A 26,979-nucleotide genomic window follows, 5' to 3' on the forward strand; every position below is an offset into this window, starting at 1 on the left:
GGAAGTAACAATGCCCAAACGATTACTGAACATGTCCGCATCCGATTTTGCCGCCACGTCACCCATGGATCTGAAACAGGCAATTCTGGCTTCTGAGGGACGTACCATCATGGCGGAAAACGTACCCTCTTCCCAATTTCTCGGCGGCGTTACTAATGCAGAAATCGAACGTGCCGCAGGTGCCGACCTGCTTCTGTTTAACGCGCTCGATGTGTTCGATCCAGTTATTGCCGGTATTCCAGATGATCTCAATGAAAACCCGGTCACTTGGGTGAAGCGAGCATGCGGAAGGCCCATTGGCGTCAATCTGGAGCCAGTTGATAACGAGGCAGAGATGTCTGAAACCCGAACGGAAATCCCCATGGGTCGTCGCGTCTCTCCCAAGACCTTAGAAAAGGCTAACGAACTCGGATTTGATTTTATCTGCCTGACGGGCAACCCTGGAACCGGCGTCTCCAACGATGCAATCGCCCATTCGATTAAACTCTCCAAAGAGCATTTCAATGGCCTGGTCATAGCCGGAAAAATGCATGGAGCGGGCGTTGCGGAACCTGTCATGACGCTCGAAATTGCGCGCAAGTTTGTTGACCTCGGCGTCGATATCCTTCTCGTGCCAGCCCCCTACACCGTCCCTTGCTTCCAAGAAGCAGACCTGCGCGCCATCGTAGACTTTGTACGATCCCACAACGTAGGCAAGTCAATTGAAGAGAAGGTTCTCGTCATGGCGGCGAACGGGACGAGTCAAGACTCCTGCGACAGCGAGACCATTAAGAAAATAGGCCTTGCAGCAAAAGCAGCCGGCGCTGACCTCCAACATATCGGGGACTCCATGAACGGTATTTGCCTGCCCCAGAATATCTTCACGCTCGGACAAGCCCTTCGTGGATACAGGCATCAGATCGTCATGCTGAGCCGCTCTGTGATACGTTAAGGTTACCTTGCCCACGTTACATCCCGACTGAGGCAATCATCAGGTATAACCAACATGCAAACTGAGGCTCTAATGCTCGATACACACGAAAAACGGCCACTCTATTTACAGCTCACCGACGCGCTGCTCAAGCAGATCGTCGATGAATATCAAGCAGACGATAAACTTCCAACAGAAATGGAACTCTGCGACGAATACGCCGTAAGCAGAACAACCGTCCGACTTGCCATGAGTGAGCTGGAGCGTCGTGGAAGTATCTATCGAATCCAAGGTAAGGGATCGTTTGTTGCACCGAAACGCGTTAGCGAGCTCAATTCACTTTTAGACTTTGACTTTGCAAGCCATTGCGATGGCGTTGATCCGGATGCCATCACCAAACATTTCGGCGGCCTCACATCAGGTCGTCCAATTTCCGTAATGATGCTCCAACAATTTGGATGTCAAAGTCGCGATGAAATTCAGCGTCTTGAATTGACCTACGAACTTGAAGGCAGCTTCATAGGCGCTGATACGTTCTTCATTTCAAAGTCGCGCGTTCCGAATAACCAGTTAGATTTTCAGGCATTTAGCAGAATCATGGACGACTTGTCCAAGTCTATCCAATCTGTTAGGGAAAGCTATAGAGCACGTCAGCTTAGCGATTCCGAAGCCAGTAATTATGGTGTTGCAAAACTTCCGGTCATCGAACTGACTCATTATGCTTACGACTCCGGAGGCAAACTAATCTCAATTGTCTGCCGCACCGTCTTAACTGGGCGGGTCCCTTATCAAAACTTTATTTTCAAGTCCTAATGTTCTTTTTCTTTTGTCTCGATCTGTAACACGTAGCCGAGTTTTTAAGTCCTAACCGTTACAGATCGAGACAAACAAGGTAGACCCCGCCGAATTGTCTCAATCTGTAACACTAAGACCGGTTTTGGACGTCTAGATGTTACAGATTGAGATGAATGCACAGGTCAATCCTCTCAATCTCAATCTGTAACAACTAGCTGAATTTTTCGGTCCTAGCTGTTACAGATCGAGACAAACGGAATAGGCCGAGCCAAAAATCTCGATCTGTAACATTTGACTCGCTTTTGGCCGCCTAGATATCACAGGTTGAGACGATTTGATAGTGGAGTCCTCATTTGCGCGTCATATCGCGTAGCTCTGACGCGCTGGTTTCCACAATGACAGGAGGTAAAAGTCCTCCCGCATCGCCTGTTGGGAATCCCGTAGCGTTAGCTAGCAAATGACCTGCGTATGCTCCTCGATGGCGGCACGATCTTCGGCGGCGATGCCCGGCTCGCACACCACGGCGTCCAGGCTGTCCAAGCGGCAGAAGGTGTAGAAGTCGCGCTTGCCGATCTTGCTGGAGTCGGCGATCAGATAGCGCGAGTCGGCCTTGCTAAAGGCGAGCTGCTGGATGCGGCCCTCTTCCATGTTGGATGTGGACACGTCGCCGTCCAGAATGCCGTTTGCGCCGATAAAGGCTGCGTCGATCCCCAGTGCGCGCAAGGTGTCCTCGGCCGTAGGGCCCACAAAGGCGGCGGTGCGGCGGCGGTACACGCCGCCCACCAGGCACAGTTCGCAGTCTTCGCGCGCCTCGAGCAGGTTAAACACCGAAAGCGAATTGGTCACAATGCGCAGGCGAAACGCCGGCAGCATCGAGGCCATCTGCTCAACCGTGGTGCCCGTGCCCAAAAAGATGGTCGAGCCTTCCTCGATAAGCTCCACAGAACGGCGCGCAATCTGCAACTTTTCCTCGGCATGCTTCGTGCGCTTTTCGCTGTGCGAATACTCATGGCGCAGCATAGCGTGTGGACGGCCCTGCGCACTGCGGGCTCCGCCGTGCACGCGCTCGATCTCGCCCAGGCTCGCAAGCTCCTCAAGATCACGGCGGATCGTCATATCCGAGACACCTAACGCATCCGAAATCTCCTTGACCGAGACCGTTCCCTGTTCCTCGAGCAGCTGCCGAACCTTATCCTGTCGCTCCGCTTTAATCACGATGAGTCCTCGCTGTTCCACGCTCACGTCAATTCAAACAATAACGAACAAATTGTATCAGACTCGCGCGCGTCAGAAATGAACGCCCGCACAGCTCCAATCATCACTTTTTTGAGAAAAATACCCCCTGCTTTAGTGGGGTGTAGTGATAATCTCACCTGTTCGCGCTACAGTTTGTACGAAATACCTCGATGTTAGGAACCAAATGATCACTTCCGAGCTTTTCGGCACCGCGCCGTGCGGCACCTCCGTTCATCGTTATACCCTCAACGGGCCCGAGATCTGCGTTCGCATTATGGACTATGGCGCCACCGTGCTGGGTATCGATGTGCCCGATATTCCCGGCAACGTGCGCGATGTGGTGCTGGGCTTCGATAAGCTCGAGGATTACTTTGACAACCCCGCCTGCTTTGGCGCGACCATCGGCCCCGTGGCAAACCGCACCGCGGGCGCCACGATCACCATCGACGGCACGGACTGGCACATGCCGGCCAACGAAGGCGTCAACAACCTGCACAGCGATCTTGAGCATGGTCTGCACAAGCGCGTATGGGACGTTGAGCTCGACGAGACTCACAACGCCGTGCGCATGACCACCTCGCTTGAGGACGGTGAGCTGGGCCTGCCCGGCAACCGCACCTTTACGGCCGTGTTTACCGTGACGCGCACCGGCCGCTTCCGTATCGAATATGGCTGCGAGAGCGACCGCGCCACCTACGTGTCCATGACCAACCACACGTACTTTAACCTTGCCGGCCATAACGCCGGCATGGACTGCGAGCACTTCTTTGTTGCCAACGCTGCCCACTACCTGCCCATTAACGAGCAGAATATCCCCACCGGTGAAATCGTTCCGGTCGAGGGTACGCCGTTTGACTTCCGTGAGCTGCGCCCCGTCGCGCCTGGCATGGAGGCCGACGATCCCCAGATTAAGCAGGCACGCGGCTACGACCACTGCCTGTGCATCGATGGCTATCAGTACGGCCGTAATCTGCGCCGCGCCCTGCACGTCGAGGAGATGTGGACCGGTCGTGAGCTGGACTACTACACCACCGCCCCGGGCGTGCAGCTCTACACCGGCAACTGGCTGGGCGACGAGCACGCCAAGGACGATGCCAACTATGGCTGGGGCGCCGGCTTTGCCCTCGAGGCAGAGATGTTCCCCGACACGCCGCACCAGCCGCTGTTCCCGCAGGGCATCGTGGGCCCGGATCACCCCTACAGCAATGTGATCGAGTACCACTTTATGAGGCACTAAGCCCACAACGCAACATATCGCACAGCAGCGCCCGCCGGCACACCGCCGACGGGCGTTTTGCTACCTAGTCATTGGGGACGTTCTTAAATGACTAGTTGGATGGGGTCGGGATTGGAGCTAGGGAGATAGCGGATTTCCAGCTCTACTCCGAGCTTTTGTAGCTCTCTGAGAGCAGCGACGTCCGCATCGTCTATGGCGACCGCGGGCGTTACAGAGCGTTTGCCCTCCCCTGCCTGCATATGGCCGATGCTGATCTTGGTTATTGGCACGCGGCCCTTAACCAGCACGAGTGCATCGGCGGGTGAGGCCACCATGATCAGAATCAATTGGCGCGGCGTTGCGGTATGAACGATGTCGACGGTCCTTTGCACCGAGAAAAAGCGCGTCCAAACGCCTTCTGGCGTCGCCACCCTCATAGGGGCCCACTTGTGAGCGTCCGCCGCGATCTCATCGTTGACGATTAAGACAAGGTTGGAACCCACGGCTTCGTTCCACAGCTCAACGTCTTGCCCGTAAATGAAACGGTCATCGATACGCGTGAGAAGGATCTTGGGCTGAGCCATGGCTGCCCCATTCTGTTTGAGACCCATACGAACAGGACGACGGCAGCCAACTCGACAGCAGGTCAAGCGCTAAATGGACGCCGCAGACATCACGTCTCCAATCTTAGTGCATTTAAAGTGAGAAAAGCCGTCAGAACACTTGCGCGGATTTGCGATGTCCCGTATCATAGACAGCCGTTGACGCCTCAGTTGCGTCATCACATGGTCGCCAGCGTAGCTCAGTTGGTAGAGCACCGCTCTCGTAAAGCGGGGGTCACCGGTTCGAGCCCGGTCGCTGGCTCCATTGCATTAGTGCAGCTCAGAAGCGTAATTGCTTCTGAGCTTTTTTGTTTGCGCGTCTCTTTCCTCCTTCTCCGAGGAGTGAAAAAGGGGTGAAAAACTTTTTTAACTGTTTTCCATAAATAGTTAGCATCATCCAACGTTCACATTAGATCGAACAACAATCCTGTTACGCATAGCCTAATTCCGCTGAGTATCAGAGAAGAACGTCCGGATTATATGCATCCAGCTTCGCTTCTCCAGTCGCCAGTGACTCCTCCAGCCGGTCAGCATATTCAACAATAGAGCCGTAGAATATGGGAGTAAAATCCGAACTTTTCGATAAAGAGGGGTTCCGCTACGTCAATCCTCTTCTTGGCAACCGCGGCCTCATCCTTTTCATAGTACCCAGTGCCAGGAATCCGCTCGTTTGCCTGCGGCAAGCACTTAAGCTGCCTACACAAGCGCGCCGACCCCTTTGAAAGACCCATAAAGGTGATAGCACCAGAGATTACGCCACCGACGCCCACAACAACCTTGCCAGCGGCATCCCCCACCGTCTGCTTTGTTATCTTGATACCCATGAAGCTCAAGAGCTTCTTCAGGATCGGATACCAACTGGTCTTGGTTAGCGACTGGCGAGCGACCTTTTTCGCGACCGCCTCTTGGGCGTTTTTGGCGATTACGGTTAGCATCGAATTCGCGCTGCCTACACCCATCATCACACCGAGCAACACTGCCATTTCGTAGAGAGTCTCATCATCAACGTCGTCACATTCTTCAAAAATGGTCTGCCAGCCATACAGGTATGCCAGTTTCTGCATAATCCTGAATGCGTGCACGTAGTATTACGTAATATCGGCAGGAATGGTGCCCACCATCGCGACACCTCCGGGAAGACCCGCTGCAAAGGAAAAGGCGGTTGACTTCTTTGCCTCATAATCAATTACTTCTCTAGCAATTCTATCGATCAGGCCCACATCGATTCCGGCGGTAACGGGGGTCGTTTCCACGGCAAACTCGCCGACATCTTTATGGACACCCTTCCTCCTCAGCTCCGAGCGGAGGAAATGGGGCCGATCAATTCTCACTCCCTTTAGCCGAGCAACTTTTTTCATAAAGTCAATCAAAAATCTCTGGGCCTCCGCCAACTGCTCATCGCTCTTGTCTTTTAACTCTGCAAAAGCCGAATCAACGAGAACAGCGACCCCAAGGCCCTCGCCCTCGTTTTTCTTTCCAAGCAGCCTGACGTCCATACAGCCTTCCAATCAATGCGCCGCGCGGGCTATCGCGTTCTGCGACAGGCCGGACGCACGGAGCCTGAGGGCCTCCCTGGCCCTTATCCTTCTCGCCATGCTGTACCTCCTTGGTCTCGGCTGCATGGACAGCCGGAACGTACCAGGGGGACGGTGCCGACGGGAATATCGGCGGTGCCGAACGGCAATATTCGGGATGTGAGCGGACGGTGTGTAAGCGCAATATCGCCGGTGTCAAAGAGGACAATTACTCAAACAGGTGAAGGAGGGCATCGAGGAGGATAAGGAGATTTACGGTGGCAATTAAGAAGCCAACTCGCCGCGTCATGCCCGTTGGAGAGGCGAGCATGACCCTCATGGGTAATCAAGACACACGAAACAAAGGGGATTCGACAAGTCGCAAGAAAGGGGAGTGCATCACCTTTTGGGTTACGGAAGAGCAGAAGCAAGAGATGAGCACCTACGCGGCGGAACACAACACCACGGTATCAAGGATCATCATCAAAGGCCTTGAGATACGCATGGGTAAAGGGCAATCATTATAGCTTAGCCTTCTGCAATTGCTGCGACTCGATGCGGTCCTATCGATTTGCGCAACGGTGTGACGCGTTATCTAGACTGACGATCGTTTCCGCTGCATTTGCCAGCTCATTATCATGTGAAACAATGATAATGAGCTGTTTCAATTTGTTGTTTCTGACATACGAAGCGAGTTCGGCTCGGCTTGTTTCATCCAATCCAGTTGTAGGCTCATCGAGCACCAAGACTGATGGATTACGGGAAATTGCCGACCACAAGTATACACGGCGCAGCTCACCACCCGAAAGTTCAGGACAACGTTTCTCAAGCAAGCCCTCTATGCTGGTTGTCAACGACGGTAGCTCATTCATATGCTGGTGCTTTGTAAAAAATGGGGTGTTGAAATAATCCAACAGGTCCCGAACCGTCTCATCTGGAGCGAAGCACGGTTGGGGGCAGCACGATATCGTGTCTGAACGTATGTAATCCAAATTGCATTTTTCAATCGGCATGTCGTTGTATGTTACTTTGCCTGCCGATGGATACAGCCCAAGGAGCAGGTAAAGGAGCGACGTTTTTCCTCTTCCATTTTCTCCGGTTATGCAGTATGTTCCAGGGCCGGAGAAATCGAAGGAAAATCCGTCAAGAACCTTTCGGGGAGATCCGTCTGGAAGGGGTACCGTAAAATCCAACTTGGAAACAGAAATGCGATTTATTGTGTCAATCTTGACTAAACCTGTCTGATCTTGCTCTGGTTCCGGTCCTACCTTTCCCATGGCGCTCATCCTGTCCCACGAAGCCTTGGCATCCTGATAGGACTTGAACAGGTTCATCGTGTTTTTCAAGGTTTTAAATAGGACGGCAAAATATGCACCGACGATGGTGTATTCGCCTATCGTCATGGTTCCATTGATGATTCGCACTCCGGATACGATGAGTATTATCGCTTGAAACACGGCAGCAAAAAGGCTGTCAATCGATGTTAGTGAGAATGAGAGCTTTCCCGAGTGCAAGACCTTTGGAAAATACTTTTCAAATCCGGTGTCAAGTGCTAGCTCGCTTTTATTGTATGAAGACGTTAACTGAATGTTGAGAATCTGATTCAACTGCGATGCTATTACGGCATAGAAAGCGCTATCTGCCTCCTTCTTCTCGTACATGACTTTATATAGAAGCTTTCGCAATCCGGTAATAACGAAGAGATATGCCACAAGAAGGAGGATGGAGAATAGTGCGAGGAGTGGATCAACCGACCATATGACGAGCAACACGAAAGGAATGGCGACAACAGACAGGGGAGCGCTGATAAAGTTTGTTAGAACGAAAGAAGAAACAACACCTGAGTCAGTGAAAATCCTTTGCGTCGTATAGGCTGAGTCGGTTGTTCGGTTCGTCAGAAAATTAACTCGCTCAAAGCGCAAGACGGTTTCCCTGAGTAGGTCAAAAGAAAGCTTTGTGGATATACGGATAGATAACGTTCCTGCAAAATATGAAAATAAGGCAGAAAAGACCCCTATTGAAGCTACGAAGAGCGCAAAAAGCACAGCATCCTTCTCGCTGCGATTGGCAAGAAGGAAATCTAAGAACTTTCCGTTCACATATGGTGCGGCATAGGAAAGGGCGATTCCAATCGTCGTGATGGCAATGAACGTGAAAGCACCCTTTGTTTTACTAAACTTCGATAAGACGTACCGAATCAAGAATGGCCCCAATCTATCAGGTATGAAATACCAACTGATGACACCTTACACCGCGGTTCGGTGGAAACGAAGCGGCGACTAATCGGCACGAGCGCTTCCATAGAGAGTCTTTGCGAGCTGGATCCTCATAGAAACGGGAATTTTATGTTCGATCAATAGGCCGCGCACGGCAGTCGGACGGCTGAAAAATAAAACAGCCGTCCGACTAAAGCTGTAAATTTTTTCATTGTTTGTTGGGCATGCGCCTGAAGTTTCATGCAATAGGAAATCCATTATGACCATGGTCGAAATGTGAACACTACGATCGTTAGCAAGGAGACGCCAAGACCGGCAAAGATTATGATGAGCGGCAGAATGAAAGCCGCCGATGCCGATAATGGGATTTGGGACGCAAAGGCAATGATGCCCGCGAGAACGAGACCGGCTCCCGTCAACGCTATTCCGAGTCCGACCAATCTGGCAACAAGAGGAATCTTCTCGCTTGGAATATGAGCGATATGGTAACTGTGAATCAGGCCGGGATTGCCGGTCTTTACCATTAACACCCCGACAACGAGAAAGCAGATTCCTCCTACCATGCCGCCAATGGATGATCTTAGCGCTTCAGGACTCATTGCTCGTCTTGGCCACCTTGCTCGCTGAGGGGAAGTGCTGCGGCAAAAGTGATGAGGACCAGTTCATAGGCTCCAACTGCGGTGACTCCGACCGCCACATTTGCTCCCCACACGATGTAATACATGTCGAACCAAGTTTCCGTTCCAAGAGTCGATGCTCTGGTCGGATTCATGTTGTCTACTACGGGCTTCTCGTACATTTAACCCAACATCTCCTTCAACGATGAGTTCAACAGTTCATCCGCGGTATCATCAATCAGGTCAACGTGTAGATCACCTCCCATATCTATATCGCAAATTGTGTCGGACATACGCTCCATGTCGTCAATGGTCCACATGTGGTTACAGAGGTCTTGAACCAGTTTTGTGGACCAAATTGAGCTAAGTCCGTTGTTCCAGTAATCCTCAAGAGGGTGGTTTCTGATGTTGCCAACCACTAACGGGATATACGGAGAAACGACGATGTCGCCGTTTGCGTGCACTGAAACCTGATCTAATAGATATCGGTTATCAGAGAAGCGAATTAGATGGTCGACGGGGTCGCCCCATTGCGGTCGGACATTCGGGTGCTTCCGAAGGAAGTCGTCCTCTTGAATGGCGTGAATCAACGTACGGTATTGGGAATAGTCCGGTCTAATAAATGTGTTCTTTCGCGCACGGCCCAAAACCATGAGGGGTTGGACACGTAGTTCGATAAAGTCACCCGGCGTCCTCTTCGGCCTGTTAGATTTGGTGAAAATCTCATCTAATAGTGAGATGACATCGGGAAACTGTTCGGTGTTGAACGACGTGGGCGTAAATGCGATAGCAAGGTGCAAATCGGAATGGTTGAGTACGGTGGCAACTGCTTCTTCGACGATTTCGAAGGCTCCCTCATGTCCCCTCAGCCTATCGTGAGCTGACCCAATGCCGTCTAGGCTAAATTGGATGCTTTTGAGTCCGGAATCTTCTAAATCTCGGAGAAGGGATTCCGTGAGGAGAAGCCCGTTGGTTACCAGGCTCGCTGCAACATTCCCATCTCGCAATATGGGAAGGCAGCGCAAGATATCTTTACTGCGCAACAAGGTTTCTCCTCCACAGAAACACATGCTGTAAAGCGACATGTCTGCCATTTCCCTTGCGAAAACAAAAAGTTCATCTGAGGTCAACTCGTCGTGCATGACCTCATTCTCGCCGCTGCTGTTATAGCAGTGCAGACATCTCAAGTTGCACTTGTTTGTTATGTCAAGGGCGACGTGATGTGGCGCTCTGAGAACGTTGGTGTACTTGTTTTCCGAAACTCGTCCCATGGTTCCTCTTAACAGACTTCTGAAAAACAGTATACATTCATGCAGTCGCCGTCGCTGCACTCACCTGGAAAAGTGCCAGCGCAAGTGAATTCTGGCTCATTGATAAGATTTCGAATTCCTTCGTTTGATGCAATTTCCTTGCTGGTTAGGTTCAGGTGGAAAAAATTGGGAACATCGCAAAATTCTTGACGATAGAAGCTGGCCGCAGCGGCAATACATTGAACGGCGATGCTTGCGGGGCACAAAAGAAGACAGATGTCTGCGTATCTGAGTAAGGGATTGCTGGAGGGGGCGAGGCCGAGTAGACCGGTTGGTCTCCCTGACTCATATACAATGAAAAATTCCTTGCTCAGATTGAACAATCCGTTTCGCACCTCTAGCGGTCGTTCATACTGCTCGACGGAAAGAGGCCAACCGTAGACAATTGTGGGACTTTCTGGTTCTGATGAGCTCGCCTGGCTTGCCAGGGAGCAAATCAGGCGAATATCGTTTTCTTGGGCAAGCCGTATATGGGTCCCATTGTCCACGCAAATCTCATCGGCAATGGGTGTGCCATTTTCGGTCGGAGTTTTGACCCATCCTATTAGTCTCGATACGCTGAAACCTCTCATTGCCGAGGCTAAGTCAGATTTGAGCATGTCCGGATTGGCGTCTGGAAACTTGTCGCACATCCGATTAAGGATTGTTTCGACGGTGTTTTTACCATCGCACAGAGAGACGATGTAGCTCCCGCTTCCGTTCAACATGATATAGTTCAGCTCATCGCGTCCGGTTAGAACAGAGCGGTACCCGTTCTTTTCCTCTCTTGAGTATGGGAGAGAAATCGATTTCGGGATAAATCCCCTTATTTCGTCAAAGCTCCATTCCATAATTAATCCCTCCTTGTGTCTGTTTGAATATGAGCCGATTTTAGGCTCTTCGGTAGTTTCTGTGGGCGAGACATCAATTTTTCCGCAGGTGGATGCAAAAAAGTTCCGCATATAAGGGAAACGGCCCCGAGAGGGGGCCGTTTCCGCGCCGGGCAGGGTAGGATTTCGCTTGCTACATCAACCTACCGGAAAGGCCCTGACGCATGAACAGGATACTAAGCCGCGCGCTCGCGCTGGTCCACACCGTGATCGAGTACGCCAGCATCGACGGCGGCAGGATAATCGTCGGCGTCAGGCCGTGGACGAGTTTCGGGCTGCGGTGCCCCGTCTGCGGGAGGGCAGCGAATGCTACGACAGGTCGCCAAGGCCGCGGCTGTGGCGCGCGATGGACCTGGCGAGGTCGACCTCTCCGCGCTCGGGCTGCACGAGATGGCGGCGTCCCTGCCCGACTACGTGAGGATGGTCGCCGCGGGCGAGCGGGGCTTCGCCTCCGCCCTCGAGGAGATGACGCGCGTCGAGGTCGCCGCCCGGGAGGTCAGGATCACCAACCAGCGCATTCGGTCGTCGGGGTTCCCCTACGTCAAGGGGCTGGCGGACTTCGACTGGGACTTCCAGCCGTCGGTCCCGCGCGCAGAGATCGAGGAGCTCGCGACCCTCAGGTTCGTCGAGCGGGCCGAGAACGTCCTGCTCGTGGGGAGCCCCGGCGTGGGCAAGACGCACCTCGCCGTCGCGCTGGGCATCGAGGCCGTCAGGGCGGGGCGCGAGGTCAGGTTCGTGGACTGCGCCCGGCTCGTCGAGGACCTGGAGGACGCCTCGTCGCGCGGCATCCTCAAGAAGAGGCTCAAGTACTACGCCCACTCGAGGCTGCTGATCATCGACGAGCTCGGCTACCTCGACGTCGGCAGCGCGGGCGCGGACCTGCTGTTCCAGCTGATATCGACGCGCTACGAGCAGCGCTCGACGATCATCACCGCCGACGTGGGGATCGGCGGCTGGGGCAGGGTGTTCGGGGACGACGTGGCGGCGAGCGCGATCGCGGACAGGGTGTGCCACCACTGCCACCTGGTCAAGATAGCCGGCAGGTCCTACAGGCTGAAGGACCTGCCGAGGGACGGCCCCGTCAAGCCGTGACCGGAATCGGTGAAAATACGTTAGCGCAACCGGTGAAGCCGCCTTTGCGCGAACGGCGCGTTTGATTAGTGAAACTGGTGAAAATTAGATTGACGCTAACAGGGGCGTGCCCGTCGCGGCGTTTCACGGGGATGTCTCGCGCCATCCCCGGACCCCTTCGCGCCAAAGGGACGAGTCCCCTTGGAACCCCGGGCCGCCGCCGGCGGGCCGTGAACGGCGGGACAATCACTCGGCTTCAACTCGCGATCGCCCCGCCGGCTCTCGCTCCGGCTCCGTTCGATGGCTCCCCTGGGTCGCCATCACTGCGCCTCCGCTCACCTGTCCCGTTGCACTCCGGTCGATTCGGCCTACGCTTCTCGGGGCATGCAAGATATGTATTCCGTGCAACGGAATATCTTGCCCGGCCGAAGCCGGGATGTGCGAACCGCTCCAAAGTCGCTCCCGCAGAACCGTGCAACAGGCTTACCGGCTGTTGCACGGACCTCAGATATGAAAGTCAGTCCCGGCCTCTTTCGTCATCCACACCCTCGCGAGCCAGCTCCCACGCGGCCCGTATGGCAAGGTCGATTCCCCTTGCCGTGAACCTCATAATCCGCCCGGTCGAGCGGTTGACGGCGTAGCCGAGCCTCGCGCCGTTGATCTTCCTCGTCTTGCCGAGGGACTCCGAGTGATAGCGGTATTGCAGCGCCCCCCGCTTGGATCGGGCGATCTCGATCCCATCCGATTCCAACCGCCTTGCAAACTCTCCGAAGCGGTCGGGGCAGCTCTTGAGCCTCCCGACCTCCTCTGCCCTCTGGGCGACAATCGCTCGGACCCTTGCGTTCTCGGATTTGTCGGATCTACCCTTCTTTGCCATCTCGCGCTCCTCGCGACCGGGCTGGCGCGCGTGCACCTTCGAGTTCGAGAGGCCCCTTTCGAGCTGGCTCAGGCCGTACTTCGTATCGAGCTCCTTCACCGTTCTCACGCGGGATTTCGCCGCCGCCCTCGCCGGCCCGTCGTTCAGACGCCGCCCAGTCTCGAGGTCCGTCCTATTGATGGCGAGGTGAGCGGCGAATCGGGCCGATCCATCCGACCTGCACCTCTCCTCATGCAGCACAATCACGATCTCCTGGTTGGGATAGCGCTTGGCGATGTAGTCCCTCGCGTACTCCATGCAACGCGAGGGCGTCATCGGCCCGCCGTTGCAGGAGCACTCGTCCGGGTTGAAGCCGATCACCTGATGCTGCATGTACGTGCACCTTGCGCCCTGCTTCCCGGGCCGGTTGTGCCCGGCCGCCTCCCGGGTGGCGTCCATTTCCTCGAACCATCGATCCTCATCGATGATGTGCTGGGTATCGTGGTCCAGGACTTTCTCCCTGTCCCAATCGAAATACCGCTTGAGGTTTTGGAGGTGCTCCCCGCTCATGACGCTCGCCTGCTTGATTGCGGTCATTTTCCAACTCCCTTCAAAAACCGCCGTCAGTCGACGAAGAGGCCGGACCATCCGTCGGCAACAGGCGGCTCCGCGGCCTCTTCCTCGAATTCGGGAGTCCAGAGATCGACGCCGTCCTCACGACCCATTTGCCTTGATATCAGCCTGGCCTGGTATTCCATCCTCTTGGCCGCCTCGTGCTCGCGCGTCCCCAGATCGAAGTGCTCCTTCGTCGGCATCCGCGTGCAATCGCAGACAGGGGCCCGGAAGCACCCCGCATGTTCCCTGCCCACGCCGTTCTCCGCGGTCTTCACCACGATGACGCCGTCCTTGTCGGGGGACATCTCCGTCCACTCCCAAGGATGAATCAGGTCGTCGGCGTGCTCGCTGTAGGATGTCGACCCCGTACCGCCCGAAGGCCCCCTGCTCGAGCTGGTTCCCATGGTGTGCCGCGTCGTCTTCCCGACTAGCTCGGTGAAATACTGGCGGTCCTCGGCCTCGCCCAGTTTCATGGCGACCTTGACGCCGCAGTTTGCCAGGATCTTCTTCCGTCCGTCGCGCTCGCCGTACTTGTTCAGCTGAGAGATGTTCTGGACTGCGCCCATCCAGAACAGGTCGTACGAGCGCCCAAGGCTGAGAAGGCTAGGCAGGCACTCGACCTTCGGCAGGTTCCCCCATTCGTCGCCGAGGATGGACACCGGCCGCGGCAGCTTTCCACCAGCTGCGTCCGCGATGGAATACACGGCAGCGTAGAGCTGCTCGAACAGGACCGCCGCGATCGCGTTGTAGGGGGAGCCCTCGTCCATCACGTGGAGGAACAGCGCGGTCTTCTCGCTCAGGATTCTACTCGGATCGATATCATCGCCCGAGACCATTCGCGCAATCGGCGCCGAAGCGTAGATCCTCAGGTTGACCTTTAGCGTGGAAACGATGCTCCTCAGCTCGTTGCCGCCGCTCGAGATGAACTGTGAGGCACGCGAGCGGGCCGGATGCCCCTGCGGCAGGGAACGGAACAGGCCCTTCAGCGGCTCACACGGATCCTCGCCGGCCCCCTCCGTCCCCAGGCACATGATGTGGTAGACCGTCGCGAGGTGCTTGCAGCCCCGCGGGCAGCCCTCGTCCAGCACGACCAGAAGGATCGTCGCGGCGAGCAGCGACCGCGCGGATTCCGTCCAGTGGCTCGCCTTCGCATCGCCCTCCCCGGCGATGAGCGTACGGGCGACGGTATCCGCGGCCTGCTCAGCCCCCGGCAGATTCCCCCCGTTCGCGAGCCTATCGACCATTTCCAGTGGATTGAACGTGTCGCTCTTCTCGGGATGCTGGGCGTCCAGCAGAAGCACCCGGTACCCGCGACGCTCCAGCTCGTCGCCCGTCAACTCGATGAGCTCACTCTTCACATCGGACACGATAATGGTCTGCGGCCTCGATTCCCCGTCATCCGCCCCATACGTCAGCAGATCAATTGTCGGGATCAGCAGCGATCTTGATTTTCCGGCACCCGTTGAGCCGTCGAGGAACATGTGCCGCCTCGGTTCGAACAGATACTTGGAGCCGAACAGCGTCTTCTCAAACCCGTACACGAATCCTCTGCTTTTCGGCTGTCCGTGCCCGTCCCAAATCTCCGAGCCCCGGATGGTCTCCGGCCCCGTTTTCACCCGCGCCTCCCCAAGTACACCTCCGTCGGCGGCTCGCTCCTTCGAGGAAGCCGATAGCTGCATGAGCACGAATACCGACAGGAACAGCGCGAACGAGGCGAGACAGCCAGGGACGCAATGAGGCCCCACGTTAATCCACCACCAAATGGTGTTATCCACGCTCAGGGTGAATCCGATCGAGCTCAGCTCGATTGGAAATCCGAGGATCATGCAATCGAGGGGAATGGCGATAAGTGGCGCAAACCCCGCGGTAAGCAGCGCTGCGAAAACCAGCGCCATGACCACCTTCTCCTTCACGAGAACCACCTACTCTCTCGCACGGGCGAGTAGGTCGTTGACCCAGCCCACCGCCGTCGAGACGATTGATGTCGCCCGGTTGAGATTATTGAGGACGACCGGATCGGACCCGTAGGTGTTGAGGGCGCGGACCGCCTGGTTGAGGTTCGTGCCGATCTTCTTCAACTCAGTCCTGATACCGGCAAGTTCCCCCGCGTCGGCGACCCTGACCGGCTTCTCGCCGCAGAGCAGGGCGGCATCGCGCATGAAGGAGGACGCCGGCATGTTCATGGCCGCCGCCTTCTCCTCGATAGCCTTACGCTGCGACTCACTCATCCGTACGTTGATATGCGTATTCATGGAAGTCATAACCATCCAATCAGAACCACCCTTAAAAAGGGTGGTTTGCTCTTAGGGTATAACCCACGGGCCCCGGGCTCGCGTCTAAAGGCGCGGGCCCGGACTTCGTCCAGGCCTAGTGCATCTTGACCCGTGGCGCGCCGGTCGAACCGGCAGCATCACCCCCTCTTGAAGGGGTCCTCGTACTCCTTCACGCTCAGCTTGTCCAGCGCGATGTCGTGGGACTCCTGCTCCCTGATGTACTTGGCGATCGTCGCCTCGTTCAGGCCGACGGTGGACACGTAGTAGCCCTCCGCCCAGAACTTCCTGTTGCCGAACTTGTACTTGAGGTTGGCGTGCCTGTCGAATATCATCAGCGAGCTCTTCCCCTTCAGGTAGCCCATGACGCTCGCGACGCTGTACTTCGGCGGGATCGCCAGCAGCACGTGCACGTGGTCGGGCATCAGGTGCCCCTCGATTATCTCGATCCCCTTGTACTCGCACAGCTTCCTGAGGATCTCCCCTATGTCGCTCCTGATTTGGTTGTAGATCACTTTGCGCCTATACTTCGGCGTGAACACGATGTGGTACTTGCACATCCACTTCGTGTGGGAAAGGCTGTAGGCCTTCTGGGCCATGGCGACCACCCCTTCGACTCGAATTCTTGACGGCCTGAACAATCGTCAATATCGGTCGGAGGGGTGGCTTTGTAAAGCCGTTTGTCTCCACCCGCGTAGCGGGTGGTTTAAAGCTGGCCGCTGCGCGGCCAGCGGACTAAAGTCTTGAATCCGAGCGGGGCCGACGCATCGGCCCCGCCCCTTTTATTAAGTTGAAATTGTTTGGAGCATCTGACCGATGCGCCCAATCCTCACCCTCGCCCAGACATCGAAGGGGACTCCCGGCAAGCTGCCGAGATATATACGGTATGGTCGCCATTGTTCTCTATAGATATCGAGAGCATCGAGCAGGCGCTTCCATTCCCAAATGAGCTCATCGGCCGAGAGCAGAGGAAGATCCCTGTTCTCGGCGCGCGCGAGCTCATCGGACGACAAGCATGGATTGGGAGCCCGGTATCCACCAATGTAGGGTCCGGGCTCCATAATTAGCCGATTTCGGTAAACATCGCTGCTGGTGCGTTGAACTCAAACTCGACAATACCGCAGGAACCGTAACGGTTCTTTGTGATTGAAGCAATGACGGGCCGTTTTTTAAGCAACATATTGGCATTACGCTCTTCGGGCTTATCGCCCTTAATAGAAAGCGACATAACGAGATCTGCCGAATACTCGAACATGTTGCACCCGCCTATCGCCTGAAGCCCGGTGGTCTGCTTGTCGTAATTAACGCGGTTAATTGATGAGATAGCGAAGAGCGGACAATGGGCCTCATCCACGATTCGGCGGAGCTCGGAAGCGACGAGCTTGAGACCGATACGCTCGTCGGCAATGCGCAGTTCCTGCGGCAAAGAGACGATTTGCGCGTAATCAACAATAACCAGTGGCGGTTCGCCATGTTTATCGGCAACCTCTTCGATTGCCTTTCGCATCCCGGCATATTTAATTTCACCAGGAATGATATACATTCGCTCGGCGATGCTGCGGGCGTAAATGTCGAGAACCTTCTCGAAGAGCCCGCGTTTGTCCTCAGACATGCCATCGCCGTTCATATCATCGTGCGTGAGCTCGCCGCCCGAGATGCGGGTGAGGCTCTTCGCGAGCATGCTGTCTCGCCCGAGCTCGCCCTCAAAGATGACCACCGGATGGCCAGCAATGGCCCATCCGTCGGCGATTTGCTGCATAAACGTTGTTTTACCCGTACCGGGTCCGCCGGGGACGATGCACAGGTATTGACGAAGACCTCCGAGGATAGTATCCAGCGCACCGTGTTCGATATGCCCAAGCGGCCTATTCTTTAAGATACGCAAGGCGGTCTCGTCGAGGCCGACGCTCATGGGATTTAAAGCCGGCACGGTTCGCTCGCCTCCAATTCATGGAGGTATGCAAAGAAGCTCGATTCAAGGATGTAAATGCGGCGGTGCAACGCAATCGCGCGCCCGCTCTCCTTCATCATCTTCGAGGCCGTAACCGGACTCAAGCCGGTTATCTTGCACACTTCAGCGATGCCAAGAAGGCGCTCGTGGCCCAAGTTGGAATCAGAAGAAACCGCAGTTGATGCTTGTACGGCAGCGTACGGTTCAGGCTCTACAATCATGGTAGAATCCTTTCAGGCTAGCTCGCCCCTCCCCCTTCGTCGCCAAACTTAGATAGGGAAGGGCGGGCGGCTTTTTAATCAATGACCGAAAATAAAATAACTCCTTTCAAACAAGCTGGTCAGGCGCTTACTGTTTATATTGTAACACTGTCTGTTGCACAATCATATCTAGTTACAGTTCTAATTTCTAATTCACTTTCTGACTGTATAGACTTTATTGTCTGACTGATTTAATATATATACAACGATGATTGGAGTGGTTATGGGACGTTTACCATTATCCGGAAGTAAGATGCGGAAAATTAAGTTCGGAACAACTGTTCAGGCGACGACCCCGGAGAAAATCGAAGAGCTACGCCTCAAGAACCCCGAATCAGTCAGAAGCACCGGCGAGGCTATCGACTATCTATGCAACCTGCTCACGGGGTTGCAGCCGAGGGTCGCCAGGGCCCTCGATGAGGCGTGCCTCAGGGAAGCTCGGCAAATCACCAATGAAATGAAGGCCCTTCCCGTTGACGGATCAGAAGAAATGAGTTTTAGTCAATTGGAACTTTATCGAGAGCAATTCCAGAGGCTCCACGACCATTTCTCTTTATATTGCGAGAAAGAGGAGAGGCCCCAGGGAATGAGACGGGTCGATCTCCTCGGCGGCGATTACGCTGTCCTCCCCTCCTCTTGGACTTTATTGGAAACAGAGGAATGCGCGAAGTCTTGCAGCCAGGTCGGAATTATCGAAATTCGCGGCGGCGCAAAATACGATGCGCCTCATTTTGCCTTCTTCCATAACGGAGAGTACAGTCAAAAGGACAAATTGCAGCGCGCAACCAAACTCTGGCCCCGCATGACCGACGTGATGCGCGACGAGGTCAAACTGGTCACAGATGATGATGGACATTACCTAAATATGGACGAGCACCTAGCCGCCCCCATCATTTGTTATTTCAACCTTCTAGATGCCAGCTACTATCAGTCTATGGAGCTGGAGCCGCCATATGGCGCAATGATCTACCGAAACAATGTCGCTTAAAAAAGAGGCCCCAAAGGGGCCTCTTTTTTAGCCCTTTTTAGCCCTTCAGCAGATCATCCAGCACTGATGCTGCCTTCTGGTCATTTGCCTCGATAAAGTGGCTATAGATAGACAGCGTCGTCGATGGGCTAGCATGGCCCAAACGCGCCTGGATCGTCTTAATGTCCGCATTGGCACCAACGAGCAAAGTCGCTTGCGTATGTCTAAGCTCATGAGGCTTCAGCCCGCTATAACCCGTATAGCGGGTACGTTTGACGCCGTCACTCCCAATGACTTCCCTGCTCTCCTTAAAAGTACCGAAGCCGTTTTTCGCCGCAAACAGCCTAAACGCCCTTGAATAGTTATGTCCATCCATCCGGGTCACAAGAGCCCGTTTGCCGTTGGCGGCGTCAACGATCCCAATGGAATGGACAATGGGCGTTTCTCCAGTCTGCCCCACTGCAAAGGAATCGAACTCACTCCGCTGAATGGCTTTCCACCTGTCCAGATAGTCGGCAAGTTCATTTCCAACCGAAATCTTACGCCTGCTCATCTTTGATTTAGGCGGCCTCAATGTCCTGTCGTTCGTATATTGCTTTACTATCCTCAGAGTCTTGGCGTCGGGGTCATAATCCTCCCATGAGAGACCAAGGGCCTCCCCCTTCCTCAAACCGCAGAGAAGTAGAAGCATTGTGCATGTGATAAAGGAAGATGGCTTCTCCTCCAAAAGGACCGCAAGAAGCCTTGCCGCCTCATCGGCGCTCAGCGCCTTACGAGCCTCGACATTCTGCTTGGGCAGTTTCACTCCCCTACAAGGGTTTTTGCCCACGAGGTCGTTATCGACGGCATCCTCCATTACCTGTTTGAGCTTGATGTGGATGCGGCGAATTTCACTTTCGCTGAATCGGCCTTCTTTTCTAGCCTTGGCATAAGCAGTGCGAACGTCATCCGATTTAAGCCGAGTGAGATCGGGATTGCCGAACAGCTCGCGTATGTGACGAATGTCCAAACCTTCACGCTCATAAGCAAGAGGTGATCCCATGGTCGACTCCCTGTTCGCGTGAAACCTGTCCGCATAATCTGATAGGCCCAGAGGACCATTGCCACGGTTGGAAGCGCCCTCAAGTTCAGCTCTATAGGCCTCCAGCGCCTTGGCGACTTCACTCGGCCAGTTTTTCGGGTTCTTGCTTCTGCAGTGAACCCTGCGTGACGGACTACGGCGGTACCGTCCTGTCTCCGGATCTTTTCCCAGGGAAAAATAAATCCGATAGACGCCTTTGCTCTTATCGATGCATTCCGATGTGCCGCGAGCGGTCTTTTTTATCAATCCCTGCAATCATATCCCTCGTTAGATTTTCGATTAGGCTTGCTGGCAAAGCCTTTAAAGCTTTGCCAGCAAGCCTAATCGAAACTTTTCACACTTTTAAGTCTCTCTAAGTGTGAAAATAGTGGGAAATATGATTCTAATAGCTAGCTCAATAATTGTTAATTACCTATTTCTACCTGCGCTTCCTTTTAATTCAGTGAAATTGGCCTCATCTCGTCAAATGCCGAATTCACGTACTCGTAAAGCGGGGGTCACCGGTTCGAGCCCGGTCGCTGGCTCCATTACACAAGACAGCCGCCTTCGGGCGGCTTTTTTGTTGCCGATTTCGGGCGCACATCCGCCAATCCAGGCACAACGCCGCCGGAAACTCCCCTACTCAACAAAAAGCCCCGCCAACCGTGATTCCCCTAGGGAAAACACGGTTGGCGGGGTCGCAGCGTGATTCCCCTAGGGAAATCACGCCAGCGCACGAACAGCTCAGCCGAGCAGCGCGTTACTCCTCCCAGTAAGCGTCTGCAAGCAGCTTAAAGCAGATCTTCTTGACCGGCTGCGCGCCATCGCCCGGGAACTCGAGCGTGGGCATGTGAGGCTCGCCGGCAACAAACAGCGCAAACTTGTCGTCAGCAAGATCGCCGGCGATCGAGGCGTCGGAATCGACCAGATCGTAGTCGTCCTTCTCGTCAAACTCCTGAACCAGCGTCAGGCTGCCCGTGGCAACCTTAAAGGCCTCGCGACCCTCGACGTCGATCTGCAGGTCGTGATAGCGCTGATGCGTCTCATAGTGAGCCTCGGCTTCGGGACGCGTCGTGGGAGCCATGACGTTCGCAAAGACCTTGTCGCCCAGAATCGGATGGCTGCCGACCTCGAGCTTCGCCGGATCGTTCTCCTCGAGCCAATCGATCAGCACGTCGAGGCCCTTGAGCATTCCACGGTACTCCTCGATATCGCCCAATGCACCGTAAATCATCTAAATCCCCTCTCGGATCGTTTCTTTGGCGGCTACTCGGCAAACGCATTACCGACGCTGTTGCCACCCACATGCGTCTCGACCAGGGTAAGGTCGGGATTGAACACGACAGTGTCGGCGTCGCGCCCCGGCATAATGCTACTGCACCTGTCGGCGACATGAGCTAGCAACCGATGCCGGGGCCGCAGCACAAGCTCCTACAGCTCGGTCACGACAACGCCGTTGTAAACCTCGTCCCAACGATCCATAACCAAGTGGCCAGTCATGGGATCCATGGCATTGAGCTTGCCGCAGGTGTTGGCGGTACGCAGCACCGTCTCGTCGTCGGCGCCGGCAGCAATCGCATGTGCGAAGCCGGCAATGGTCGAATCGCCAGAGCCCGTAGCGTTAACGGCGGGGATATCGGGGGTCTTGGCGCGGAACGCACGGCCATTGTGGAAGCCAACTGAGCCGGCAGCACCCATGGATACGACGACCCAGGGGATATCGGAGAAGCGGGCGTCAGAGGCGAGCGCGGAACGGAGCTCGTCCACATCGTCGGTGGTAAAGCTCGTGCCCAGAAGGCCGTTAATTTCGGTCAGGTTAGGCTTAACCAGCTCAGGCTTGACCTCGGACTTGAGCGCAGCCTCAAGCGAGGCACCCGAGGTATCGAGCAGCACCTTGGCGCCGGCGTTCTCGGCAATGCCCGTGATCTTGGCATAGTAGTCCGCCTCGACGCCGCGGGGCAGCGAACCCGAGATGGTAACGACATCGGCCTTGCTCGCAAGCTCGGCGAACTTGGCGGTAAAGGCATCGAGTTCCTCGGGGGCAATCGTCGGGCCGCTCTCGAGCAACTCGGTCTGGTTGCCAGCATGAAGGATATTGAGACAGATGCGAGTCTCGCCCTTGATGGGCACAAAATCATTCTTAATGCCGTTGGCATCCATGAGCTCGGCCATATAGGCGCCCATATGACCACCAAGCAAGCCGGTTGCCACAACGTCGTCGCCCAGCTGGCCCAGGACGCGGGCCACGTTGAGGCCCTTGCCACCGGCGGTCTTTTCGGGCGTCACGCGGTTGACGTCGTCGATAATGAGCTCATCGAGCTGATAGCGCGTATCGACGGACGGGTTCATCGTAACGGTGAGGATCATTTCTAGCTCCTTATCTCGCAGGCTCCTTATGCCTTGCAAAACGAATTGGCTACATGCGACTACAGAATCTCGATTGTGAACGAGCGCACGATGGTTTCTTTGGGCTTGGCGATAAGGCAACCGCGCTTGTGCTCAAGCACGTCATCCTCATCGGAACAGGTCGAGAGGCCGCCCCAGGGCTCAACTGCCACAAAATCACCCTCGGGCTTGCTCCACACAATGAGGTACGGGAAGCCCTCAAAGCTCAGGCGAATGCCCTTGTCCTCGCCCTTTTTGGAAAGCGTGACCTGACGGCTCTCGAGCACGTCAAAGATGGTCTCCGCAAAATCGAAGAGCTCATGTGACAGAGGCAGCGTCTTTCCCACCATGGGGTTCTTGGAGCGGTTGGTCACGTCAATCAATCCGGTCGAGGGAACGGCGGTGCAGAGCTCCGCAGCCTCGTCTTTCTCAAAACGCAACTCGTAGTCCGTATAGGCCTCGCCCTCGTCGAGCGGACACCTAAAGCCGGGGTGTCCACCGATAAAGAACGGCATGTCCTCGGTGCCCTCGTTGGTAACCTCATAGGAGACACGCACGGCGGCGTCCTCGAGCGTATAGCGGGCGACAAGCTTAAACGGATACGGATAATCGCTCAGCAGCGCGGCGTTATCCTCCGAAGCCAGGCACATCGCCAGCTCGTTCTCGCTCTGGCTCAACAGCTTCCACTCCTGCTTGCGCGCAAAGCCGTGGCGGGCGAGCTTCACATGATGTCCGGCAAACGTCATGGCGCTGTTATCGCGCAAACCTCCGCAAATCGGGAAGCAAATCGGTGCCTGGCCGGACCACACGGCGGGATCGCCCTGCCACAGATACTCGCGACCTCCGGCCTCGATCGAGGTAAACGAACCACCAGCCGTGGACACCTTAATAGAAATCGAATCGTTGGAGAGAGCGTATTCCATTGCCCATCCTTTCGAACAACTGCTTTTTGCTCGCAAGTACCCGTCTCGGCCCTGACCAAAGGACAAACCCGCACGTTCATCGATGCGTCCGGTATCCCAGCCATGTAACGGGGTACCATACAGACATTGATGCAATTACAGCTGAAAGGCCTTCTTATGCGAACCATCATCCTCTACGCCTCGCGCCATCACGGCAATACGAAAAAGCTCGTGGACGCCATCGTCGAGGCGCACCCCGAGATCGATACCCTCGACGTGAAGTCACTCGGCAAAAACGAGTACCCCAACCTGCACGAATATCATCTAATCGGCGTCGCCACGGGCATCTATTACTCCGAGATCGACAAGGATATGGCACGTGTACTGACCAACGTGCTGCAGCCGCAGGACAAGGTGTTTGGCCTTATGACCTACGGTGGCAAAAACAAGTGGTACGGCAAGGATATCGATGGCATCTGCCGCATGAGGCAGGCCATCTTTATGGGTGTCTACGGCTGCCCCGGCTTTGATACGTGGGGGCCGTTCAAACTCGCCGGCGGTGTCCAAAAGGGACACCCGACCGCTGAGGAAATTAAGGGCGCCGTCGACTTCTTCGACAAGATCGAAGATGAGTACGGCGATATCATCGTCGAAGAGTACGCCAAACGTGAGAAGCGTCTAGCATACGAGAAGGAGCATCCTGCAGGAGGCCTGGTGGCCGGCGTTAAGCGCACGGCAAAGAAGATCGCTAACAAGCTGTAACTGTGAAGGTGCTTTTGAGCGTTTAACCCATACGGCGGGTCCGAGCAGATTCGGGCCCGCCGTCTTTTTCTATCGTTACTCGGTAAAGGCGTTGCCGACGCTCTGGCCGCCAACATACGTCTCGACGAGGGTAAGCTCATGGTCGAACACGACAAAGTCGGCGTCGCGACCCGGCATGATGCTGCCGCACTTATCCTCGATGTGCGCGGAGCGTGCCGGCACCTCGGTTGCCATGCGAATGGCGATATCGGCGCTGGCGATGCCCCAGTCAACGATGTTCTTGACGCCCTGGGCAAGCGTGAGCACCGAGCCGGCAATGCTCTTGCCGTCGGCGAGCCAGCACAGGTTGTCCTTCATGATGACGTCCATGCCACCACTGGTGTAGCTGCCCTCGGGCATGCCGCCGCAGCCCAGGCAGTCAGTGATGAGCACCGTGTGTTGCCAGCCCTTTGCCTGCAGCAGCGCCTTGATGGCGGCAGGGTTAACGTGCTTGCCGTCACAGATGATCTCGGCGTAGGTCTCGGGCGTGGACATGGCAGCGCCCACGACACCGGGCTCACGGTGATGCAGCCCGCGCTGACCGTTATAGGTATGCGTAAAGCAGCTGGCACCGGCGTTGATGGCGGCGATGCACTCATCGTAGGTGGCGTCGGAGTGACCGATGCTGGTCACCACACCCTTGGCATTCAGAGCAGCCGCATAAGCAGCGGCACCGTCGCGCTCGGCCGCCATGGCGCTCTTGACGATGCGACCGCCCGCAGCCTCCTGCCACTGATCGAAGACCTCCTCGGAGGGATCGATAAGATAAGCGGGGTTCTGCGCGCCCACGTGCTTCATGGTAAAGAAGGGGCCCTCCAGATAGATGCCCTGAATGCGAGCACCGCAGAAGTCGGGACCGCGACCCTCGTCAGCCTGGGCGATGGCGGCGCAGGCATCCTTGATCTGCTCGACGCCATCGGTGAACGTCGTGGGCAGCCAGCTGGTGGTACCGCGACGGGCGAGCTCGGTCGAGCTGATATCAATGCCCTCGGGATCGTTATCGGTAGTCGAGTGGTTATAGAAGCCATGGATGTGGGTATCGACCATACCCGGTGCGATCCACGATCCCGTGTAGTCCTTAATCTCGCAAGAGGGCTCGTCGGCCTGCCAGGCGCCAAAAACGCCATCCTCGACCATAAGATAGCCGCCCAGTTGCGGGCCTGCCGGCAAGAAGAACTTGTCAGCCTTAATTGCGTACGTGCTCATATGCACTCCTTGCTTCTAAAGCAGTTGACTGTGGTAATGCTTATACCCGGTCCATGTAAAAACAAAAAGCGCCCGCCCGCCGTTATGAGCGGACGGGCGCCCTTACAGGGGGACGCGATTAAGCGGTGAAGGGGTGAATCGTCACGCCCTTAACCACGCGGTTGACCGTGCCGGTGGGGCTCGGCGTATCGGGCGTGTTGCCCACGCGCACGGAGTTGAGCAGGCTGATAGCCTGGGCAAACATCACGAACGGCAGGGCAAGGTAGCCCTCGGGAAGCGCCTCGTAGCCCTTAAAGGTGAAGGACTCGCCCTCGTAGACGGTAGCGCCATCCTGCTGAACGGCAACGGTGTGCTGAGCGATCTTGTCGCCACCGATCTCGTTGAGGATGTCGATGTCGTACTGACGGGTGTAGGCGTCGTTGTTGACGAACACGAAGACGAGCGTCTTATCGTCGACGAAGGACTTAGGTCCGTGACGATAGCCCATGGAGGTGTCGTAGGAAGTAGCGACCAGACCGTGAGCGAGCTCGAGGATCTTGAGCTGGCTCTCCTGGGCAAGGCCACCGAAGGAGCCAGAACCCAAGTAGGTCACGCGGTTGAAGTCGCCAGCCAGGTAATCGGCGATCTCAGGCTCACGGGAGATGACCTCCTCGCCCATCTTGGCAATCGTCTCGACCCACTCGGCCTTCTGCTCGTCAGAGGCAGTGTCGAAAATAAGGGTGGAGAGCAGGGTCATGCAGGAATAAGAACCGGTCATGGCGAAGCCCTTGTCGTTGGCGCGCGGAATGAGCAGCGTCAGCGCGTTGGGATCATCGGCAGACTCGACGGCGAGCTTGCCCTCGGGAGCGCAGGTGATGTTGAGGAACTTGACGTTGTGGACGAGCTCCTTGGCAACGGCAACGGCGGCAAGGCTCTCGGGGCTGTTGCCAGAGCGGGCAAAGGAAACCACGAGCGTGGGATCCTCGGCGCGCAGGAAGTCGCGCGGGGCGCTCACGATGTCGGTCGTGGCGATGGGCTTAAAGTCGTAGAGATCAGTGTTGCCAGCGTGACGCAGGTACGGGGCGCAGGTATCGCCAACGTAGTCGGACGTACCGGCACCGGTGAAGACAACGGACAGACGACCCTCGCCCATAGCGCGAGCCTCGGCCAGGAAGGCCTCGATGGCCTCCTTGTTCTCGCGATAGATGTTGAGCGTATCACGCCAAAGCTCGGGCTGCTGAGCAATCTCGGCCGTGGTGATCTGGGCGCCGAGCTCGGTGAGCTCCTCGACACTCTTCTCGAACATTTCTAATACCTCTCTCTAGAAGTAATCCTCTGACGTGCAATTATACACTTCGGTTGGTTATCTGG

General features: G+C 55.8%; 28 protein-coding genes and 1 tRNA gene. 8 read left to right on the plus strand and 21 right to left on the minus strand.

Features of this window, described 5'->3' with window-relative positions:
• The first annotated feature begins 10 nt into the window (after nucleotides 1-10).
• The gene (locus tag NBH09_RS04955; RefSeq protein ID WP_250787241.1) at nucleotides 11-931 is read left to right on the plus strand and encodes a DUF7916 family protein; all 921 of its coding nucleotides are present in this window, start codon (nucleotides 11-13) and stop codon (nucleotides 929-931) included.
• A gap of 54 nt (nucleotides 932-985) precedes the next feature.
• The gene (locus NBH09_RS04960; protein ID WP_250787243.1) at nucleotides 986-1,723 is read left to right on the plus strand and encodes a GntR family transcriptional regulator; all 738 of its coding nucleotides are present in this window, start codon (nucleotides 986-988) and stop codon (nucleotides 1,721-1,723) included.
• 432 nt (nucleotides 1,724-2,155) lie between these two features.
• Here the strand turns inward: NBH09_RS04960 and NBH09_RS04965 are convergent, their stop codons facing one another.
• Nucleotides 2,156-2,920 (minus strand): DeoR/GlpR family DNA-binding transcription regulator, encoded by a 765-nt coding sequence (locus NBH09_RS04965; protein ID WP_250787244.1) that lies wholly within the window; start codon nucleotides 2,918-2,920, stop codon nucleotides 2,156-2,158.
• Nucleotides 2,921-3,125: 205 nt separating this feature from the next.
• Between NBH09_RS04965 and NBH09_RS04970 the strand changes: the two genes are divergently transcribed.
• Nucleotides 3,126-4,178: an aldose epimerase family protein gene (locus NBH09_RS04970; RefSeq protein ID WP_250787245.1), complete on the plus strand. Its 1,053-nt coding sequence runs from the start codon at nucleotides 3,126-3,128 to the stop codon at nucleotides 4,176-4,178.
• A gap of 83 nt (nucleotides 4,179-4,261) precedes the next feature.
• Here the strand turns inward: NBH09_RS04970 and NBH09_RS04975 are convergent, their stop codons facing one another.
• Nucleotides 4,262-4,741, minus strand: coding sequence for a PTS sugar transporter subunit IIB (locus NBH09_RS04975; RefSeq protein WP_250787246.1), 480 nt, complete (start codon nucleotides 4,739-4,741; stop codon nucleotides 4,262-4,264).
• A gap of 207 nt (nucleotides 4,742-4,948) precedes the next feature.
• Between NBH09_RS04975 and NBH09_RS04980 the strand changes: the two genes are divergently transcribed.
• Nucleotides 4,949-5,024, plus strand: a tRNA-Thr gene (locus tag NBH09_RS04980).
• Between the two features lie 271 nt (nucleotides 5,025-5,295).
• Here NBH09_RS04980 and NBH09_RS04985 read toward each other — a convergent pair.
• Both NBH09_RS04985 and NBH09_RS04990 read right to left on the minus strand, forming a co-directional pair.
• A complete protein-coding gene (locus NBH09_RS04985; protein ID WP_250787247.1) occupies nucleotides 5,296-5,823 on the minus strand; it encodes a hypothetical protein in 528 nt (175 codons plus the stop codon).
• A 24-nt stretch (nucleotides 5,824-5,847) separates the two neighbouring features.
• A complete protein-coding gene (locus NBH09_RS04990; RefSeq protein ID WP_250787248.1) occupies nucleotides 5,848-6,255 on the minus strand; it encodes a hypothetical protein in 408 nt (135 codons plus the stop codon).
• A 296-nt stretch (nucleotides 6,256-6,551) separates the two neighbouring features.
• Here NBH09_RS04990 and NBH09_RS04995 point away from each other — a divergent pair, with 296 nt between their 5' ends.
• On the plus strand, nucleotides 6,552-6,800 hold the full coding sequence (locus NBH09_RS04995) for a hypothetical protein (protein ID WP_250787249.1): 249 nt from the start codon (nucleotides 6,552-6,554) through the stop codon (nucleotides 6,798-6,800).
• Between the two features lie 36 nt (nucleotides 6,801-6,836).
• Here the strand turns inward: NBH09_RS04995 and NBH09_RS05000 are convergent, their stop codons facing one another.
• The 5 genes from NBH09_RS05000 to NBH09_RS05020 all read right to left on the minus strand — a co-directional run bounded on the left by NBH09_RS05000 (nucleotide 6,837) and on the right by NBH09_RS05020 (nucleotide 11,246).
• Nucleotides 6,837-8,474, minus strand: a complete 1,638-nt coding sequence (locus tag NBH09_RS05000) for an ATP-binding cassette domain-containing protein (RefSeq protein ID WP_250787250.1) — start codon at nucleotides 8,472-8,474, stop codon at nucleotides 6,837-6,839.
• A gap of 272 nt (nucleotides 8,475-8,746) precedes the next feature.
• Nucleotides 8,747-9,088: a hypothetical protein gene (locus tag NBH09_RS05005; protein WP_217108213.1), complete on the minus strand. Its 342-nt coding sequence runs from the start codon at nucleotides 9,086-9,088 to the stop codon at nucleotides 8,747-8,749.
• The gene (locus tag NBH09_RS05010) at nucleotides 9,085-9,288 is read right to left on the minus strand and encodes a hypothetical protein (protein ID WP_195404844.1); all 204 of its coding nucleotides are present in this window, start codon (nucleotides 9,286-9,288) and stop codon (nucleotides 9,085-9,087) included. The genes NBH09_RS05005 and NBH09_RS05010 overlap by 4 nt, the downstream gene beginning before the upstream one ends.
• On the minus strand, nucleotides 9,289-10,377 hold the full coding sequence (locus tag NBH09_RS05015; protein WP_250787251.1) for a radical SAM protein: 1,089 nt from the start codon (nucleotides 10,375-10,377) through the stop codon (nucleotides 9,289-9,291).
• Between the two features lie 8 nt (nucleotides 10,378-10,385).
• Nucleotides 10,386-11,246 carry a PqqD family protein gene (locus NBH09_RS05020; protein WP_195404846.1) on the minus strand — a complete coding sequence of 287 codons (861 nt, stop codon included), beginning with the start codon at nucleotides 11,244-11,246 and terminating at the stop codon, nucleotides 10,386-10,388.
• A gap of 345 nt (nucleotides 11,247-11,591) precedes the next feature.
• Between NBH09_RS05020 and istB the strand changes: the two genes are divergently transcribed.
• The gene (istB, locus tag NBH09_RS05025; protein WP_250787252.1) at nucleotides 11,592-12,377 is read left to right on the plus strand and encodes an IS21-like element helper ATPase IstB; all 786 of its coding nucleotides are present in this window, start codon (nucleotides 11,592-11,594) and stop codon (nucleotides 12,375-12,377) included.
• A gap of 496 nt (nucleotides 12,378-12,873) precedes the next feature.
• On the opposite strand, the gene NBH09_RS05030 is transcribed toward istB, so the two are convergent.
• From NBH09_RS05030 to NBH09_RS05055, 6 genes are all read right to left on the minus strand, one after another.
• A complete protein-coding gene (locus tag NBH09_RS05030; RefSeq protein WP_225093920.1) occupies nucleotides 12,874-13,809 on the minus strand; it encodes a relaxase/mobilization nuclease domain-containing protein in 936 nt (311 codons plus the stop codon).
• A 26-nt stretch (nucleotides 13,810-13,835) separates the two neighbouring features.
• Nucleotides 13,836-15,740, minus strand: a complete 1,905-nt coding sequence (locus tag NBH09_RS05035; RefSeq protein WP_250787253.1) for a type IV secretory system conjugative DNA transfer family protein — start codon at nucleotides 15,738-15,740, stop codon at nucleotides 13,836-13,838.
• 9 nt (nucleotides 15,741-15,749) lie between these two features.
• The gene (locus NBH09_RS05040) at nucleotides 15,750-16,088 is read right to left on the minus strand and encodes a plasmid mobilization protein (RefSeq protein WP_250787254.1); all 339 of its coding nucleotides are present in this window, start codon (nucleotides 16,086-16,088) and stop codon (nucleotides 15,750-15,752) included.
• Nucleotides 16,089-16,237: 149 nt separating this feature from the next.
• Nucleotides 16,238-16,696, minus strand: a complete 459-nt coding sequence (gene tnpA / locus NBH09_RS05045) for an IS200/IS605 family transposase (RefSeq protein WP_055287554.1) — start codon at nucleotides 16,694-16,696, stop codon at nucleotides 16,238-16,240.
• A 464-nt stretch (nucleotides 16,697-17,160) separates the two neighbouring features.
• Nucleotides 17,161-18,027: a DnaB-like helicase C-terminal domain-containing protein gene (locus tag NBH09_RS05050; protein WP_225093923.1), complete on the minus strand. Its 867-nt coding sequence runs from the start codon at nucleotides 18,025-18,027 to the stop codon at nucleotides 17,161-17,163.
• Nucleotides 18,015-18,269 (minus strand): MerR family transcriptional regulator, encoded by a 255-nt coding sequence (locus NBH09_RS05055; RefSeq protein WP_225093924.1) that lies wholly within the window; start codon nucleotides 18,267-18,269, stop codon nucleotides 18,015-18,017. Before NBH09_RS05055 ends, NBH09_RS05050 begins: the two co-directional genes overlap by 13 nt.
• A 292-nt stretch (nucleotides 18,270-18,561) precedes the next feature.
• On the opposite strand from NBH09_RS05055, the gene NBH09_RS05060 reads away from it, so the two are divergent.
• Nucleotides 18,562-19,296, plus strand: coding sequence for a hypothetical protein (locus tag NBH09_RS05060; protein WP_250787255.1), 735 nt, complete (start codon nucleotides 18,562-18,564; stop codon nucleotides 19,294-19,296).
• 37 nt (nucleotides 19,297-19,333) lie between these two features.
• On the opposite strand, the gene NBH09_RS05065 is transcribed toward NBH09_RS05060, so the two are convergent.
• The 4 genes from NBH09_RS05065 to NBH09_RS05080 all read right to left on the minus strand — a co-directional run bounded on the left by NBH09_RS05065 (nucleotide 19,334) and on the right by NBH09_RS05080 (nucleotide 23,643).
• The gene (locus tag NBH09_RS05065; protein ID WP_250787256.1) at nucleotides 19,334-20,317 is read right to left on the minus strand and encodes a site-specific integrase; all 984 of its coding nucleotides are present in this window, start codon (nucleotides 20,315-20,317) and stop codon (nucleotides 19,334-19,336) included.
• A 778-nt stretch (nucleotides 20,318-21,095) separates the two neighbouring features.
• Nucleotides 21,096-21,569, minus strand: a complete 474-nt coding sequence (locus NBH09_RS05070) for a NanQ anomerase/TabA/YiaL family protein (protein ID WP_117629886.1) — start codon at nucleotides 21,567-21,569, stop codon at nucleotides 21,096-21,098.
• 197 nt (nucleotides 21,570-21,766) lie between these two features.
• The gene (locus NBH09_RS05075; protein ID WP_055251199.1) at nucleotides 21,767-22,702 is read right to left on the minus strand and encodes a hexose kinase; all 936 of its coding nucleotides are present in this window, start codon (nucleotides 22,700-22,702) and stop codon (nucleotides 21,767-21,769) included.
• Between the two features lie 59 nt (nucleotides 22,703-22,761).
• On the minus strand, nucleotides 22,762-23,643 hold the full coding sequence (locus NBH09_RS05080; protein WP_250787257.1) for an aldose 1-epimerase family protein: 882 nt from the start codon (nucleotides 23,641-23,643) through the stop codon (nucleotides 22,762-22,764).
• A 156-nt stretch (nucleotides 23,644-23,799) separates the two neighbouring features.
• Here NBH09_RS05080 and NBH09_RS05085 point away from each other — a divergent pair, with 156 nt between their 5' ends.
• Nucleotides 23,800-24,384: a flavodoxin domain-containing protein gene (locus NBH09_RS05085; protein WP_195246910.1), complete on the plus strand. Its 585-nt coding sequence runs from the start codon at nucleotides 23,800-23,802 to the stop codon at nucleotides 24,382-24,384.
• Between the two features lie 75 nt (nucleotides 24,385-24,459).
• Here NBH09_RS05085 and nagA read toward each other — a convergent pair whose 3' ends face one another.
• Together nagA and NBH09_RS05095 are read right to left on the minus strand one after the other, a co-directional pair.
• On the minus strand, nucleotides 24,460-25,629 hold the full coding sequence (gene nagA / locus NBH09_RS05090) for an N-acetylglucosamine-6-phosphate deacetylase (protein ID WP_022094606.1): 1,170 nt from the start codon (nucleotides 25,627-25,629) through the stop codon (nucleotides 24,460-24,462).
• Between the two features lie 118 nt (nucleotides 25,630-25,747).
• Entirely contained in the window at nucleotides 25,748-26,914 is a 1,167-nt protein-coding gene (locus NBH09_RS05095; protein WP_250787258.1) for an AgaS family sugar isomerase, read from the minus strand.
• Nucleotides 26,915-26,979: the final 65 nt, after the last annotated feature.

The organism is Collinsella sp. BG-O-102, from assembly GCF_023656745.1.
GTDB lineage: Bacteria > Actinomycetota > Coriobacteriia > Coriobacteriales > Coriobacteriaceae > Collinsella.